Annotated in this window: 13 protein-coding genes and 1 pseudogene; 5 read left to right on the forward strand and 9 right to left on the reverse strand. The window is 68.2% G+C overall.

The features are described 5' to 3' along the window. Window positions 1-110 precede the first annotated feature (110 nt). The 3 genes from K6T84_RS11235 to K6T84_RS11245 form a co-directional block, all read right to left on the reverse strand. Complete coding sequence (locus K6T84_RS11235; protein ID WP_224865473.1) at window positions 111-347, reverse strand: DUF167 domain-containing protein; 237 nt, start codon at window positions 345-347, stop codon at window positions 111-113. A 104-nt stretch (window positions 348-451) separates the two neighbouring features. Then, entirely contained in the window at window positions 452-1,648 is a 1,197-nt protein-coding gene (locus K6T84_RS11240; RefSeq protein WP_224865474.1) for a lipid-transfer protein, read from the reverse strand. Further along, a complete protein-coding gene (locus K6T84_RS11245; RefSeq protein ID WP_224865475.1) occupies window positions 1,641-2,090 on the reverse strand; it encodes a Zn-ribbon domain-containing OB-fold protein in 450 nt (149 codons plus the stop codon). The genes K6T84_RS11240 and K6T84_RS11245 overlap by 8 nt, the downstream gene beginning before the upstream one ends. A 77-nt stretch (window positions 2,091-2,167) precedes the next feature. Here K6T84_RS11245 and polA point away from each other — a divergent pair, with 77 nt between their 5' ends. Further along, complete coding sequence (polA, locus tag K6T84_RS11250) at window positions 2,168-4,873, forward strand: DNA polymerase I (protein WP_408066094.1); 2,706 nt, start codon at window positions 2,168-2,170, stop codon at window positions 4,871-4,873. A 189-nt stretch (window positions 4,874-5,062) separates the two neighbouring features. Here polA and K6T84_RS11255 read toward each other — a convergent pair whose 3' ends face one another. From K6T84_RS11255 to K6T84_RS11265, 3 genes are read right to left on the reverse strand one after another with little or no spacing between them, the layout of a single operon-like run. After that, window positions 5,063-5,371 carry a type II toxin-antitoxin system PemK/MazF family toxin gene (locus K6T84_RS11255; protein ID WP_224865477.1) on the reverse strand — a complete coding sequence of 103 codons (309 nt, stop codon included), beginning with the start codon at window positions 5,369-5,371 and terminating at the stop codon, window positions 5,063-5,065. Further along, window positions 5,371-5,607, reverse strand: coding sequence for a YlcI/YnfO family protein (locus K6T84_RS11260; protein ID WP_224865478.1), 237 nt, complete (start codon window positions 5,605-5,607; stop codon window positions 5,371-5,373). The genes K6T84_RS11255 and K6T84_RS11260 overlap by 1 nt, the downstream gene beginning before the upstream one ends. A 40-nt stretch (window positions 5,608-5,647) precedes the next feature. Continuing rightward, window positions 5,648-6,772, reverse strand: coding sequence for a PrsW family intramembrane metalloprotease (locus K6T84_RS11265; protein WP_224865762.1), 1,125 nt, complete (start codon window positions 6,770-6,772; stop codon window positions 5,648-5,650). A 186-nt stretch (window positions 6,773-6,958) separates the two neighbouring features. On the opposite strand from K6T84_RS11265, the gene rpsA reads away from it, so the two are divergent. Next, entirely contained in the window at window positions 6,959-8,401 is a 1,443-nt protein-coding gene (gene rpsA, locus K6T84_RS11270) for a 30S ribosomal protein S1 (RefSeq protein ID WP_224865479.1), read from the forward strand. Window positions 8,402-8,430: 29 nt separating this feature from the next. After that, a pseudogene (gene coaE, locus K6T84_RS11275) lies at window positions 8,431-9,342 on the forward strand (dephospho-CoA kinase); the annotation flags it as partial. 18 nt (window positions 9,343-9,360) lie between these two features. Here coaE and K6T84_RS11280 read toward each other — a convergent pair. Then, a complete protein-coding gene (locus tag K6T84_RS11280) occupies window positions 9,361-9,786 on the reverse strand; it encodes a hypothetical protein (protein WP_224865480.1) in 426 nt (141 codons plus the stop codon). Between the two features lie 10 nt (window positions 9,787-9,796). Further along, entirely contained in the window at window positions 9,797-10,303 is a 507-nt protein-coding gene (locus K6T84_RS11285) for a ribonuclease FAU-1 family protein (protein ID WP_224865481.1), read from the reverse strand. Window positions 10,304-10,348: 45 nt separating this feature from the next. Here K6T84_RS11285 and uvrB point away from each other — a divergent pair, with 45 nt between their 5' ends. After that, on the forward strand, window positions 10,349-12,526 hold the full coding sequence (gene uvrB, locus K6T84_RS11290; RefSeq protein ID WP_224865482.1) for an excinuclease ABC subunit UvrB: 2,178 nt from the start codon (window positions 10,349-10,351) through the stop codon (window positions 12,524-12,526). A gap of 54 nt (window positions 12,527-12,580) precedes the next feature. Then, window positions 12,581-14,014: an MFS transporter gene (locus tag K6T84_RS11295; RefSeq protein WP_224865763.1), complete on the forward strand. Its 1,434-nt coding sequence runs from the start codon at window positions 12,581-12,583 to the stop codon at window positions 14,012-14,014. Here the strand turns inward: K6T84_RS11295 and K6T84_RS11300 are convergent. Beyond that, complete coding sequence (locus tag K6T84_RS11300; protein WP_329786680.1) at window positions 13,998-15,551, reverse strand: glycosyltransferase family 39 protein; 1,554 nt, start codon at window positions 15,549-15,551, stop codon at window positions 13,998-14,000. The genes K6T84_RS11295 and K6T84_RS11300 overlap by 17 nt on opposite strands. Window positions 15,552-15,594: the final 43 nt, after the last annotated feature.

Consider the following 15,594-nt stretch of genomic DNA (forward strand, 5'->3'; position numbering starts at 1 on the left):
GGAGTACGTCTCGCTGGGCTACGCCGTGGTGGCCTATCAGCTCATGCGGTCCCCCGGTTTGGCGTGGTTCGTTCAGGTGCTGGCAGACGTGGTCGGCGGCGGGCCCAGGGTTATCGGTCGATCCGGAAACGCTTGACCCGCGCCCCTGCGCCCGAGGCCAACTCGACGCGACTGCGCGGCACCCCGAAATGCTCGGCCAGCACCCGGATCACGGCGGCGTTCGCCTTGCCGTCCACGGCCTGCTCCCGCACGTAGATCGTTAATTGACCGTCGTCGTCGGCTTCTATCAGCGGGCCCTTGCGGCTGCCGGGTTTTACCTTCACGACGACGGTTTCGGTGCTGCTCACGGCAACAGCATCCCCGGCCCGCGAGCGTGCACAGTTGTACAGCCCATCCCGGCGTGTCGCGTACAAACATGCACGCCGGCGGGAGAGGGCCGGCCGCGCGAACCCTACCGCGCGACGATCACCGACGAGCCGTGCCCGAACAGGCCCTGGTTGGCGGTGACGCCGACGGTGGCGCCCTCGACCTGCCGGCCGGTGGCCTGACCGCGCAGCTGCCAGGTCAGCTCGCACACCTGGGCAATGGCCTGCGCCGGGATCGCCTCACCGAAGCAGGCCAGCCCGCCGGACGGGTTCACCGGCACCCGGCCACCGATGGTGGTGGCGCCGCTGCGCAGCAGCTGCTCGCCCTCACCCTTGGCGCACAGACCCAGGTGCTCGTACCAGTCGATCTCGAGTGCGGTGGACAGGTCGTAGACCTCGGCCAGGCTGACGTCATCCGGGCCGATCCCGGCTTCGGCGTAAGCCGCGTCCAGGATCTGGTCCTTGAACACCCGGTCTGATCCCGGCACGACCGCGGTGGAATCGGTTGCGATGTCCGGCAATTCGGGCAGGTGCTGGGGGTACTGCGGGGTCACAGTGGACACCGCGCGCACCGACGGTACGCCGTCGAGCGAGCCGAGGTGCTTCTTCGCGAACTCCGCGCTGGCCACGATCAGCGCCGCAGCCCCGTCGGAGGTCGCGCAGATGTCGAGCTGGCGCAGCGGGTCGGAGACCACCGGGCTGGCCAGCACGTCGGCGACCGCGGATTCCTTGCGGTAACGGGCATTCGGGTTGTTCAGACCGTGCCGGGAGTTCTTCACCTTCACCTGGGCGAAGTCCTCGGAGGTCGCGCCGTAAAGGTCCATCCGGCGGCGCGCCAGCAGCGCGAAGTACACCGGGTTCATCGCCCCGATCAGGTGGAACCGCTGCCAGTCCGGGTCGTTCTTGCGCTCACCGCCGACCGGGGCGAACGCGCCCTTGGGGGTGGTGTCGGCGCCGATCACCAGCGCCACGTCGCAGAACCCGGCCAGGATCTGGGCCCGGGCGCTCTGCAGCGCCTGCGAACCGGAGGCGCAGGCGGCATAGCTCGAGGACACCGGAACCCCGTTCCAGCCCAGCTTCTGGGCGAACGTCGAACCGGCGATGAAGCCCGGGTAGCCGTTGCGGATGGTGTCCGCGCCGGCGATGAACTGGATCTGGGTCGCGTTCAGGCCGGCGTCGGCCAGCGCGGCGCGAGCGGCCACCACCCCGTACTCGGTGAAGTCGCGGCCCCACTTACCCCACGGGTGCATGCCCGCGCCCAGGATGTACAGCGGCTCAGCCATTGGAGTCCACCTTCTTCCATGCGTAAACGGTGCGTTGCACGCCGTCGTCGTCGGTGTAGAGCGGCATGGTGGCCAGCTCCATCTCCATACCGACCTTCAAGTCCGCGGCCAGCGTGCCCTCGACCACCTTTCCCAGCACGATCAGGCCCTCGTCGGCCAGTTCCACCGCGGCGATCGCGAACGGCTCGAACGGGTCGGACGGCGGATACGGCGCCGGAGGCAGGTACCGGTTCTCGGTGTAGCTCCAGATCGTGCCGCGCCGCGACAACGCGACGGGCTCGAGCACATCGCCGTCGCAGGCGGGGTTGGGACAGTTGTTCTCACGCGACGGGAACACATAGGTGCCGCACTGCGGACACTTGGCGCCGATCAGGTGGGGGAGGCCGGCGTCGTCGGTGGCGAACCACCCGTCGATGGCCGGCTGCGAGGCTACGTCTGGCACCCGGTCAGCGTACCCAACCGCGAAGCCAAACTGAAACGTGTTGCAATTCCACCGGCCGCACCGGGCGCCCACCCGCGGTGCCTAGAGTTGGGGCCGTGAGCCAGACCCAACCCACCCTGCTGCTCCTGGACGGAAACTCGCTGGCATATCGGGCGTTCTACGCCCTGCCCGCGGAGAACTTCAAGACCCGCAGTGGCCTGACCACCAACGCCGTCTACGGGTTCACCGCGATGCTGATCAATCTGCTGCGCGACGAAGCCCCCACCCACGTCGCCGCCGCGTTCGACGTCTCCCGGCAGACGTTCCGCTCCGAGCGGTTCCCGGAATACAAGGCGACCCGCTCGGCGACCCCCGATGAGTTCCGCGGCCAGATCGACATCACCAAGGAAGTGCTCAATGCGCTGGGCATCACCACGCTGTCCGAGGCCGGCTACGAGGCCGACGACCTGATCGCCACCCTGACCACCCAGGCTGACGCCGAGGGCTACCGGGTGCTGGTGGTCACCGGCGACCGGGACGCACTGCAGCTGGTCAACGACAACGTGACCGTGCTCTACCCGCGCAAAGGCGTCAGCGACCTGACCCGGTTCACCCCGGATGCCGTCGTCGAGAAGTACGGCCTGACCCCGGCGCAGTACCCGGACTTCGCGGCGCTGCGCGGCGACCCCAGCGACAACCTGCCCGGCATTCCCGGTGTGGGGGAGAAGACCGCCGCGAAGTGGATCACCGAATACGGCTCGCTGCAGGGCCTGGTCGACCAGGTCGACACCGTCAAGGGCAAGGTCGGAGATTCGTTGCGCGCCAACCTGTCCACGGTGATCCTCAACCGGGAACTGACCGACCTGGTGCGCAACGTGCCGCTGGCGCAGACGCCCGACACGCTGCGGCTGGTGCCGTGGGACCGCGAGCAGATCCACCAGCTCTTCGACGACCTGGAGTTCCGGGTGCTGCGCGACCGGCTGTTCGAAACCCTCGCGACGGCCGAGCCCGAGGTCGAGGAGGGCTTCGAGGTTCGCGGCGGTGCGCTGGAGCCGGGAGCGGTCGCGGCCTGGCTGGCCGAACACGCCGCCGACGGCAGGCGGGCCGGGCTGACCGTGATCGGCAGCCACCGCAGCTTCGACAGCGATGCCACCGCACTGGCGATCGCCGCCGCCGACGGCGAGGGCGGCTACCTCGACACAGCCACGCTGACCGCAGACGACGAGACGGCGCTGGCCGCGTGGCTGGCCGACCCGGCCCGACCCAAGGCGGCCCACGAGGCCAAGCTGGCCAACCACGACCTCGCCGGGCGCGGCTGGACACTGGACGGCGTCACCAGCGACACCGCCCTGGCCGCCTACCTGGTGCGGCCCGGCCAGCGCAGCTTCAGCCTCGACGACCTGTCGGTGCGTTACCTGCGGCGCGAGCTGCGGGCCGAATCCGATGAGCAACAACAGCTCTCGCTGCTCGACGACACCGACGGCGTGGACGATCAGGCGATTCAGACCGCGATCCTGCGGGCGCGCGCGGTCACCGATCTGGCCGATGCGCTGGACGCCGAGCTGGCCCGCATCGATTCCACGGCACTGCTCGCCGACATCGAACTGCCCGTCCAGCGGGTGCTCGCCGAACTGGAGACCGCCGGGATCGCCGTCGACCTCGATCACCTGAACGGGCTGCAGAGCCGGTTCGGCGATGCGATCCGCGACGCCGCCGAAGCCGCCTACGCGGTGATCGGCAAGCAGATCAACCTCGGCTCACCCAAGCAGCTGCAGGTGGTGCTCTTCGATGAGCTGGGCATGCCCAAGACCAAGAAGACCAAGACCGGCTACACCACCGACGCCGATGCGCTCCAGACCCTGTTCGACAAGACCGGGCATCCGTTCCTGGAACACCTGCTGGCCCACCGCGACGTCACCCGGCTGAAGGTGACCGTCGACGGATTGCTGAAATCCGTTGCCTCCGATGGCCGAATCCACACCACGCTGAATCAGACCATCGCCGCCACCGGCCGGCTGTCGTCCACCGAACCCAACCTGCAGAACATCCCGGTCCGCACCGACGCCGGCCGCCAGATCCGCGACGCGTTTGTTGTCGGTAGCGGTTACACCGAGCTGATGACGGTCGACTACAGCCAGATCGAGATGCGCATCATGGCGCACCTGTCGCGGGATGCGGGCCTGATCGAGGCGTTCAACACCGGTGAGGATCTGCATTCGTTCGTCGGGTCGCGGGCGTTCGGCGTGCCCATCGACGAGGTGTCTGCGGACATGCGGCGCCGCGTCAAGGCGATGTCCTACGGCCTGGCCTACGGGCTGAGCGCCTACGGACTGTCCTCCCAGCTCAAGATCTCCACCGAAGAGGCCAAGGAGCAGATGGACGCCTACTTCGACCGCTTCGGCGGCGTGCGCGACTATCTGCACGAGGTCGTCGAGCAGGCCCGCAAGGACGGCTACACCTCCACGGTGCTGGGCCGGCGGCGCTACCTGCCGGAGCTGGACAGCAGCAACCGCCAGGTCCGTGAATCCGCCGAGCGCGCCGCGCTCAACGCCCCGATCCAGGGCAGCGCCGCCGACATCATCAAGGTGGCGATGATCGACGTCGACACTGCCCTCAAGGCCTCCGGGCTGCGGTCACGGATGCTGCTGCAGGTGCACGACGAGCTGCTGTTCGAGGTGGCCGACGGTGAGCGCGAGCCGCTGGAGGCGCTGGTACGCGACAAGATGGGCAACGCCTACGAGCTCAGCGTTCCGCTGGAGGTCGCGGTGGGATACGGGCGCAGCTGGGACGCCGCCGCGCACTGAGCCGGTGCGGCCCACACGGGCATCGAAAGACAAGGGAAATCCCTGTATCGCGGCGCCCTGCTTCTCGTTCGGTGATGAATCGACACACCTGTTCCACTGGGCGGGCGACAAATGGCTTTCGGACCGCGGCATGTGGACTGTGGACGGCATCACGTTCACGAACCGCTACGGCCACACTGCCACCGTGTCCTAGACGCGAGCTTCTAGGTCGAATGCATTGCCGATGGCTTCGGCCAGGGCGGGCTCCTGCGATGCGAGCAGGAAGCCGATCTGACGGCCAAGGGCGGTCACCGGAATGGTTTGGACGTTGTCGCAACTGACGACCGACGGCTGGTCCAGCCCGTTGACGGCGCCGACCGGGACCTCGGTGGACAGCCCTCGGACCGTTGACGTGATCGGCGCGACGGTGACGTTGGTGAGATGCGGACGCACGAGCTCGCGGGTGAGGATCAGGACGGGCCGGGTCTTGTCGAGCTGAGCGATGTGGATGGGTCGCATCAGTCGATGTCGAGGGCGGCGCCTGCAGCGTGGCCGGCCAGCGAGTCCAGATCGCTCGCCGCGGGTGCGCCGGCCGCGAGAATCTGCGCGTCGCGTTCGGCGAGACGGCGGCGACGCTCCCGTTCCAGCGCCCGCACCACGACGGCCGCCCGGCTGCGGGCGCCCTCATGCCGGACCTCGCCATCGATGAAGGCGACGATCTCGTCGGGCAATCTCACCGCGATCTGGGTGCTCACCCGACCGATGGTACCAGTTTGGGATGCAGTCGCCTGATCCCTACCGCCGCGCCGGCAGCGGCGACCGGTAGCCGGCCATGGTGTGCAGTACCGGCGCCGCGGCCCGCGCGGCCACCACCCCGTAGGCATCCTCGTGCTGCAGCGCGTACACCTCCGGGTCGCCGAAGCCGCGATCGATGCGGTCGCGCACGAAGGCAAGCTTGACCACCTGGGCGGCGAAACTCTTCACCGACCTGCCGGCGGGCCGGCCACCGATGCGCCGCGCCTCGCGGATCGCCAGCTTGCGGCTGCGGATCGAGCCCAGCCAGGTCTGCTCGTTCGGGCTGATCAGCCGGTCCGCCACCATCGTCGGCAACGTGACGGCCACCAGGTGCTGCTCGTGGCGGCGGCTCACCATGGCCAGCGTCACCATCAGCACGAAGATCGGGACCATCCAGAACACGTAGGTCACCAGGAACGCCTGACCGCCGCCCATCGCCAGCGAGGCGTTCCACAGCGCATGCATGCCCACCGCCGCCAGGTAGCCGAGCAGAATCATCAATGCCTTGGCCCAGAACCCGTGGCGGCGCAGCGCGAAGAACACCCCGATGCCCGTCATCGTGGTGAACAGCGGGTGCGCGAACGGCCCGAAGATCAACCGCATGATCGCGACAGTGGCCATCTTGGCCGGTGATTCGGCCGGCGCGATGTAGACGATGTCCTCCATCCAGGCGAAGCCCACCGCGGTCACGCCGGCGTAGACCATGCAGTCGGTCAGGGAGTTCAGGTGGTGGCGTCGCCGGCCGGTCAGCATGATCAGCAGGAACAAGCCCTTGGCGGCCTCTTCGATGAACGGCGCCTGGATCGCCGCCTGGTCGAACGACTTCGACACCAGCGGTTTGATCTCGGCCACCGTGGACCCGAACGTCTCCAGGCCCACCGCCAGCAGCACCGCCACCGAGGCACCCCAAAGGAACGCCAGCTGCAGCAGACGGCGGGGTTCGGGCTCCCAGCGGTCCAGCCAGCGATAGCACAACAGCACCACCAGCATCGCCATGCTCGACAGCACCAAAGCGGTCAGGGTGCCGCCCGGATTTGACGCCGTGAACAGCAACACCAGCAGCGTCGTCAGGATGGCCAGCAGGATGATGACGAGGCGCGACGCTCCGACCTTGCGGTTCCGCATCTGGGGCATAGCGAGGCAGCGTAGACCACCGGTTTGTCCAGCGTGCAACGTGTCGAGTAGCCTCAACAGGTAGTCCGCGACCGGTCCCCAGACCTACATCGTGGGCCACCGCATGCTCAGGCATGCGTGACTAGACCATCACGACCCAGTCCCTACTACCTCAACTTGTCCGGAGCAACCCAACACATGCCAAGTCCCACCGTCACCTCGCCGCAAGTAGCCATCAACGACATTGGCTCGGCCGAGGACTTTCTCGCCGCCATCGACAAAACGATCAAGTACTTCAACGATGGCGACATCGTGGAAGGGACGATCGTCAAGGTTGACCGGGACGAGGTCCTGCTCGACATCGGTTACAAGACCGAAGGCGTCATCCCCTCTCGCGAGCTGTCCATCAAGCACGACGTCGACCCCCACGAGGTGGTGTCCGTCGGTGACGAGGTCGAGGCTCTGGTCCTGACCAAAGAGGACAAAGAGGGTCGTCTGATCCTGTCCAAGAAGCGCGCCCAGTACGAGCGCGCCTGGGGCACCATCGAAGAGCTCAAGGAGAAGGACGAGGCCGTCAAGGGCACCGTCATCGAGGTCGTCAAGGGCGGCCTGATCCTCGACATCGGTCTGCGCGGCTTCCTGCCAGCCTCCCTGGTGGAGATGCGCCGGGTTCGCGACCTGCAGCCCTACATCGGCAAAGAGATCGAAGCCAAGATCATCGAGCTGGACAAGAACCGCAACAACGTGGTGCTGTCCCGTCGCGCCTGGCTGGAGCAGACCCAGTCCGAGGTGCGCAGCGAGTTCCTCAACCAGCTGCAGAAGGGCGCCGTCCGCAAGGGCGTCGTGTCCTCGATCGTCAACTTCGGCGCGTTCGTCGACCTGGGCGGCGTGGACGGCCTGGTGCACGTCTCCGAACTGTCCTGGAAGCACATCGACCACCCGTCCGAGGTGGTTCAGGTGGGCGACGAGGTCACCGTCGAGGTGCTCGACGTCGACATGGACCGCGAGCGCGTCTCGCTGTCGCTCAAGGCCACCCAGGAAGACCCGTGGCGGCACTTCGCCCGCACCCACGCGATCGGCCAGATCGTGCCGGGCAAGGTCACCAAGCTGGTGCCGTTCGGTGCGTTCGTCCGAGTCGAGGAGGGTATCGAGGGCCTGGTGCACATCTCCGAGCTGGCTGAGCAGCACGTCGAGGTGCCGGACCAGGTGGTCGCGGTCGGCGACGACGCCATGGTCAAGGTCATCGACATCGACCTGGACCGCCGCCGGATCTCGCTGAGCCTCAAGCAGGCCAACGAGGACTACACCGAGGAGTTCGACCCGTCGAAGTACGGCATGGCCGACAGCTACGACGAGCAGGGCAACTACATCTTCCCCGAGGGCTTCGACGCCGAGACCAACGAGTGGATCGAGGGTTTCGACAAGCAGCGCACCGAGTGGGAGGCCCGCTACGCCGAGGCCGAGCGCCGGCACAAGATGCACACCACGCAGATGGAGAAGTTCGCCGAGGTCGCTCAGGCCGAGTCGTCGCACTCCAGCTCGAACGGTTCGCATCGTGACGACGCGCCGGCCGGTGGTTCGCTGGCCAGCGACGAGCAGCTCGCCGCACTGCGCGAGAAGCTCGCCGGCAACAGCGCGTAGTAGCGCCTGGGCGATTTGAAGGGACGCAGGTGCTGCGTATCGGTCTGACCGGCGGTATCGGCGCCGGTAAGTCGACGGTGTCGGCCACCTTCAGTCGCCACGGCGGCGTCATCGTCGATGGCGACGTCATCGCTCGTGAAGTGGTGGAGCCCGGTACCGAAGGCCTGACCGCACTGGTCGAGGCCTTCGGGCCGGGCATCCTGCTTTCCGACGGAAGTCTGGATCGCCCGGCCCTGGCGGCGATAGCGTTCAGCGACGAGGACAAGCGGGCCACCCTGAACGGGATCGTGCACCCGCTGGTGGCACGCCGCCGGGCGGAGCTGATCGCCGCCGCCGGTGACGATGCCGTGATCATCGAGGACATCCCGCTGCTGGTCGAGTCGCAGATGGCGCCGATGTTCCCCCTGGTGATCGTCGTGCACGCGGACGTCGAAGTGCGGGTGGCCCGACTGCTCACCCACCGCGGCATGTCCGAGGACGACGCCCGGGCCCGCATCGCCGCGCAGGCCACCGAGCCGCAGCGGCGCGACGTCGCCGACGTGTGGCTGGACAACTCCGGGTCCCCCGACGACCTGGCGGCGCAGGCACTGCAACTCTGGGAGCAGCGCATCCTGCCGTTCGCCGACAACATCAAGGCCGGCCGAGCGGTGCCGTTGCCGACGACGCCGGTGCCGGCCGATCCGACCTGGGCGGATCAGGCGCAGCGCATCCTGGCCCGGTTGCGGACCCACTGCGGGCACCGGGCGCAGCGCATCGAGCATGTCGGCCCGACCGCGGTGGCCGGGCAGGGCGCTCCGGACGTCATCGACATACAGGTCACGGTGGAATCCGTCGCGGTGGCCGACGAGCTCGTCGAGCCGCTACTGGCCGCCGGCTACCCCCGCGTCAGCTCCGATGCCTACGCCTCCGCGGACCCGGGGCGACCCACCGCGGTTCGGGTGGTGTCTGCAGGGGCCTGATCAGGCCATGCTGCTGATCAGCGCGCCGCACAGCATTGCGCCGACATGCGGGTCGTTGGTGTTGCCCCAGGTGTTGACGAACCGGTCGCTCTTGACGGTGGTGACGTCGTCGACCTTGATCTCACAGTGCACGTTCGCCGTCGTCGGGAACTTCAGCCGGATCACCATGCCGGCCTTGCTCGGGTCTGCCATCACGGTGTTGGCCTCGAACGGTGCGCCGAACCCGTCGAGGTCCGCGCTGGCGGTCTCGGTGTCGTTGCGCATGAACGTGACCACGCTGCCGGTGGTCCAGGCGTCGACCCTGGCGATGTAGGTGACGTTGTGCAGCTCCTCGGCGGCGGACGCCGGCGCCGGGATCAACTGACCGCAGCCCAGCACGGCCACAGCGGTCGCGATCGCGGCACTCAGTCTCAGGTTGACGTTCATGGTCACGAGGTTACCCGGCCCAGGACAGTTGCATCCCGTAGTCGCCGCTCAACCACTCGTGGAGGTCGTAGCCGTGCCGTGCCAGGCCGTCGACGGCGGTCACCGCCCGCAGCACCGCCCGCTCGGCGGCTTCCTCGCTGAGCAGCCCGGCCCGTACGGCGGTCAGCAGCTCGTCGGTGTCGGCGAGCTCGACGCCGGCCCCGGTACGCACCACCAGGTCCAGATAGTGGTCCTGGGAGTGCCAGCGCTCCGGGCCCGCGGTGTAGTCGCCGACGTCAAGGTAGAAGTCCTGGTCGCGCTCGTGGCCCGGATTGAAGTGGAAGACTGTCGCGCGCAGTCCCAGCGTGGGCAGCAGCCACGACTCCAGATACCGGAACTGGGCCCGGCCCGGGGTGGGCCGGGCGACGTAGAGACCCCACGGCTGCACCGTGAAGACGTCGACGTCGCGCACCACACCCTTCGGGTCGGTGTTGGTGTAGGCGACCAGGTCGAAGGTCTCCTGCTTGGGGGCGTGCACCGCTGGCCTCCTCTCACTGTCAGATACCCGGCTTACCCTGGGTGCGTGGCTTTCGCAACGGAACACCCCGTGATCGCACATTCCGAATACCGCCCGGCCGGTGACGCGGTCGACGGCCTGGTGCGTACCGGCGGCCGTTTCGATGTGGTCAGCGAATATCAGCCGGCCGGCGACCAGCCCACCGCCATCGCCGACCTGGAGCGCCGGATCGCCGCGGGGGAGAAGGACGTGGTGCTGCTCGGGGCCACCGGCACCGGCAAGTCAGCCACCGCGGCCTGGCTCATCGAACGGTTGCAGCGCCCCACCCTGGTGATGGCGCCGAACAAGACGCTGGCCGCGCAACTCGCCAATGAGTTACGAGAGATGTTGCCGCACAACGCTGTTGAATACTTCGTCTCGTACTACGACTACTACCAGCCGGAAGCCTACATAGCCCAGACCGACACCTACATCGAGAAGGACAGCTCGATCAACGATGACGTGGAGCGGCTGCGTCACTCGGCGACCTCGAGCCTGCTGTCCCGGCGCGACGTGGTGGTGGTGGCCTCGGTGTCGTGCATCTACGGCCTGGGCACCCCGCAGTCCTACCTGGACCGCTCCGTCGAGCTGACGGTGGGTGCCGAGGTGCCGCGGGACGCACTGCTGAGGTTGCTGGTCGACGTCCAGTACACCCGCAACGACATGTCGTTCACCCGCGGCTCGTTTCGGGTGCGGGGCGACACCGTCGAGATCATCCCGTCCTATGAGGAGCTGGCGGTCCGCATCGAGTACTTCGGTGACGAGATCGAGGCGCTGTACTACCTGCATCCGCTCACCGGCGACGTGGTCCGCAAGGTCGACTCGCTGCGGATCTTCCCGGCCACGCACTATGTCGCCGGCCCGGAGCGCATGGGCCAGGCCATCTCCACCATCGAGGAGGAGCTCACCGAACGGCTCGCGGAGCTGGAGGGCCAGGGCAGGCTGCTGGAGGCCCAACGGCTGCGGATGCGCACCAACTACGACATCGAGATGATGCGCCAGGTCGGCTTCTGCTCGGGCATCGAGAACTACTCCCGACATATCGACGGTCGCGGTGCGGGCACGGCGCCGGCCACCCTGATCGACTACTTCCCGGAGGACTTCCTGCTCATCGTCGACGAGTCGCACGTCACCGTGCCGCAGATCGGCGCCATGTACGAGGGCGACATGTCGCGTAAGCGCAACCTGGTGGAGTTCGGCTTCCGGCTGCCCTCGGCGTGCGACAACCGGCCGCTGACCTGGGAGGAGTTCGCCGACCGTATCGGGCAGACGGTCTACATGTCGGCCACCCCGGGGCCCTACGAGCTAAGCCAGGCCGGTGGTGAGTTCGTCGAACAGGTGATCCGCCCCACCGGCCTGGTGGATCCGAAGGTCGTGGTCAAACCCACCAAGGGCCAGATCGACGACCTGATCGCCGAGATCCGCCAGCGCGCCGCGGCCGACGAGCGGGTGCTGGTGACCACCCTGACCAAGAAGATGGCCGAAGACCTCACCGACTATTTGCTCGAGATGGGGATCCGGGTGCGCTACCTGCACTCGGAGGTCGACACGCTGCGCCGGGTGGAACTGCTGCGTCAGTTGCGGCTCGGCGACTACGACGTCCTGATCGGCATCAACCTGTTGCGGGAGGGCCTGGACCTGCCGGAGGTGTCGCTGGTGTCGATCCTCGACGCCGACAAGGAGGGCTTCCTGCGTTCCACCCGCAGCCTGATCCAGACCATCGGCCGGGCGGCGCGCAACGTCTCCGGCGAGGTGCACATGTACGCCGACAAGATCACCGACTCGATGCGGGAGGCCATCGACGAGACCGACCGGCGCCGGGCAAAGCAGATCGCCTACAACGCGGAGAAGGGCATCGACCCGCAGCCGCTGCGCAAGAAGATCGCCGACATCCTCGACCAGGTGTACAGCGAAGCCGCCGACACCGAGGCCGGTGAGGTGGCGATCGCCGGGTCGGGCCGCAACTCCTCGCGGGGACGGCGGGCGCAGGGCGAGCCCGGCCGGGCCATTAGCGCCGGGGTTTTCGAGGGCCGGGACACCGCGGGCATGCCCCGCGCCGAACTGGCCGATCTGATCAAGGATCTCACCGAGCAGATGATGAACGCGGCCCGCGACCTGCAGTTCGAGCTGGCGGCCCGGATCCGCGACGAGATCAGCGATCTGAAGAAGGAGCTCCGGGGCATGGATGCGGCCGGGCTCAAGTGAGTCCCGTCGTCGTCGTGTCCGGTGCGCCGTGATTGACTTCAAGCGGTGGTGGATCTGACTGAATCGGTGGCGGCTGACGCCGCCGTGAGCACAGGCAGCTGGCGTGAGCTGCTCGGCCGGCGATATCTGGGCACCTCGGCCGTGCTGGCCGGGGGCGTGGCACTCTACGCCACCAACGAATTCCTCACGATCAGCCTGCTGCCCAGCACCATCAAAGACATCGGCGGCGAACGGTATTACGCCTGGGCCACCACGCTGTATCTGGTCGGCTCGGTGGTCGCCGCCGCGGCGGCCAACGCGGTGCTGGTGCGCATCGGCTCCCGCCTGGCCTACCTGGCCGGTGTGCTGTCCTTCGGTGTGGGCGCCGCGGTCTGCGCGATCGCCCCCCACATGGAGATTCTGTTGATCGGCCGAACCCTGCAGGGCATGGGCGGCGGCTTGTTGGCGGGGCTGGGGTATGCGCTGATCAACGCGGTGCTGCCCAGTTGGCTGTGGACCCGGGCGTCGGGACTGGTGTCGGCCATGTGGGGCGTCGGCACCCTGGTCGGGCCGGCCGCCGGCGGCCTGTTTGCCCAGTTCGGCGTCTGGCGATGGGCGTTCGGTCTGATGGTCGTGCTGTCCGGGGTGATGTGCGTGGCCGTCAGTGTGGTGCTGCGGGCCAGCCGCCCGAGTCAACACCACGAATCGATGGCCATCCCGGTGCGGTCGCTGCTGCTGCTCGGCGGCGCGGCGCTGGTGGTGAGCACCGCCCAGCTGCCGCGCAACATGCTCGGTGCGGCCGGCCTGCTGGTCGCCGGCGCCGGTCTGCTGGCGGTGTTCCTGGTCGTGGACCAGCGCTCGTCATCGGCGGTGCTGCCGCCCAGTGCCTTCCGGCCGGGCCGGGAGAAGTGGATCTACCTGACGTTGGGCCTGCTGATGGCCACCACGAAGGCCAACCTCTACATCCCGCTGCTCGGTCAGCGGCTGGCTCACCTGGCGCCGGTGATGGCCGGATTCCTGGGTGCCGCGCTGTCCACCGGCTGGACCATCAGCGAGATCGCCAGCGCCTCGGTCAGCAAGGCGCGGGTGGTCGTCGGACTGGTGATCTGCGGGCCGCTGGTGATGGCGGCGGGTTTGGCGGTGGTCGCGTTCGCCCGGATGAGCCATTACAACCCGACGGCGGTCGGCGCCATCTGGGCGATGGCACTGCTGGTCGTCGGGATGGGCGTCGGCGCCGGCTGGCCGCACCTGTCGGCGTGGGCCATGAGCTGCGTCGACGACCCCGCCGAAGGCGGTACGGCCGCCGCGGCCATCAACACCGTCACGCTGATCGGCGGAGCGTTCGGTGCAGGTATCGCCGGCCTGGTGGTCAACACCGCGATGAGCACCGGTGAACCGGCCGCCCGCTGGCTGTTCGCGATCTTCGCCGTGCTCGCCACCGCTGGGTGCGTGCTGTCCTATCGGGCCAGTCGCGACGACGACGCCGGGGTGCTCACCGGATCGCCTTGATCACCTGACTGAAAGTGAACTGCCAGCGCTCGACGACGTGGAAGCCCAACTTACGCAGCATCCGTCCGTCGGGGGTGCGGGCGAAGCGGGTTCCGGGCGGCAGCATGACCGCAGCCTGATGAGCCGGCAGGGTGTGGTCGTGGTTGGTGACCGTCCAGATGACCGGGCAGTGGTCGAGCTGATCGGCCAGCGCCGACACCGAAAGGTGCCCGTCCCACAGCCGGCCGAGGCTCTGCCGGTGCGGTCCGCGGCCGGGATCGATCAGCTTCGCGTACGACGCGGGCCGTGCGGCCGTCAGCGCCCGGATCGGGCCGGGCATCCACCGGGTTGTGTTGTCGATCAGCAGGCAGTCCCCGGGGTGGGCGTGTGCGTCGATCACGTCGGCGACCGCGCTGTAGTCCCAGCCCTTCTCCTTCGTGTACCGATCGCGTTGATCCACAACATAATTGGGTGCTGCCGCCACCGCCAGCGCCACCACAACGGCGATCACAGCCCGACGGGATCCGGCGAGGGTGGTGACCGCGACCGCCAGTGCGATCGCCATCGCCGGGGCGGTGCCGATCAGATACCGCGGGTAGTAGACCGGTCTCCCCAGCACCGAATAGGCCAGCGTGACCAGTGTCGGAATCAGCATCCACGCAGCACAGAGCACCACCAGCCGGCGGGTGTCCGGGTCCGGTGCCGGGCGGGCGCCGACCCGAACCGCGACCTCGGCCCCGACGAGCATCAGCCAGGCCAGGACAGCGAACGCAACGCTGTTGTCGAAGTACTGCTGCTGCACGACTTCGACGACGGTGGACAGGTTCAGCGGGTGAATCCAGGCGACCTGGCGGATCTGGCTCTGGCTGAGCACCACGAACGGGACCAGCAGCGTCAGCGCGACACCGACTGCGCAAGCCCACCGCCGCCGGGCTGTGGAGTTGCGGCCGGACAGGATCACCGGGTGCGCCGCCACCGTGAGCACTGTGAAGATGTTGAGCAGTCCCACCGCGACCACCGCCGCGCCGTAGCCCACCCACAGCGGCCCGGTGTTGCGGCGCGCCGCCGCGACGCACAGCACGGTCAGCCAGACCGCGGCGGCGGCCGCGAACGCATACGGGCGGGCTTCGGTCCCGGCCCAGGTCACCCTGGGCAGCACGGCGTACAGCACGCCGGCGCACACCCACAGCTGCCGTCCGGCGTACTGGCGGCACAACACCACCAACCCGGCGGCGCCGATGCCGACCGCCAGACAGCTGGGCAGCCGCGTCCAGAACTCGGTGGCCGGGAAGATCGCGAACCAGCCGTGCATGAGCAGGTAATACAGGCCGTGGACTGCGTCGATGTGGCCCAACATGTGCCACAGCTCGGGCAGTGAGCGCTGGGTCGAGGCCGAGATGGTGGCCGCCTCGTCGAACCACAGTGACGGCCGACTCACCCCCACGGCGCTGATGGCGGTGGCCACGACCGCGACCAGGGTCGCGTCGGGCCGGCGACGCGGGCGCGGCGGTGGGCCCGCCATCGTGCGCACCGGCTGCCGGGTCGCGACCAGGCTCAACGGTGTGCGCTGTCGGTTCGGATGAGGGTGATGAGAATTCACG

The organism is Mycobacterium zoologicum (genome assembly GCF_020181635.2).
GTDB lineage: Bacteria > Actinomycetota > Actinomycetes > Mycobacteriales > Mycobacteriaceae > Mycobacterium > Mycobacterium zoologicum.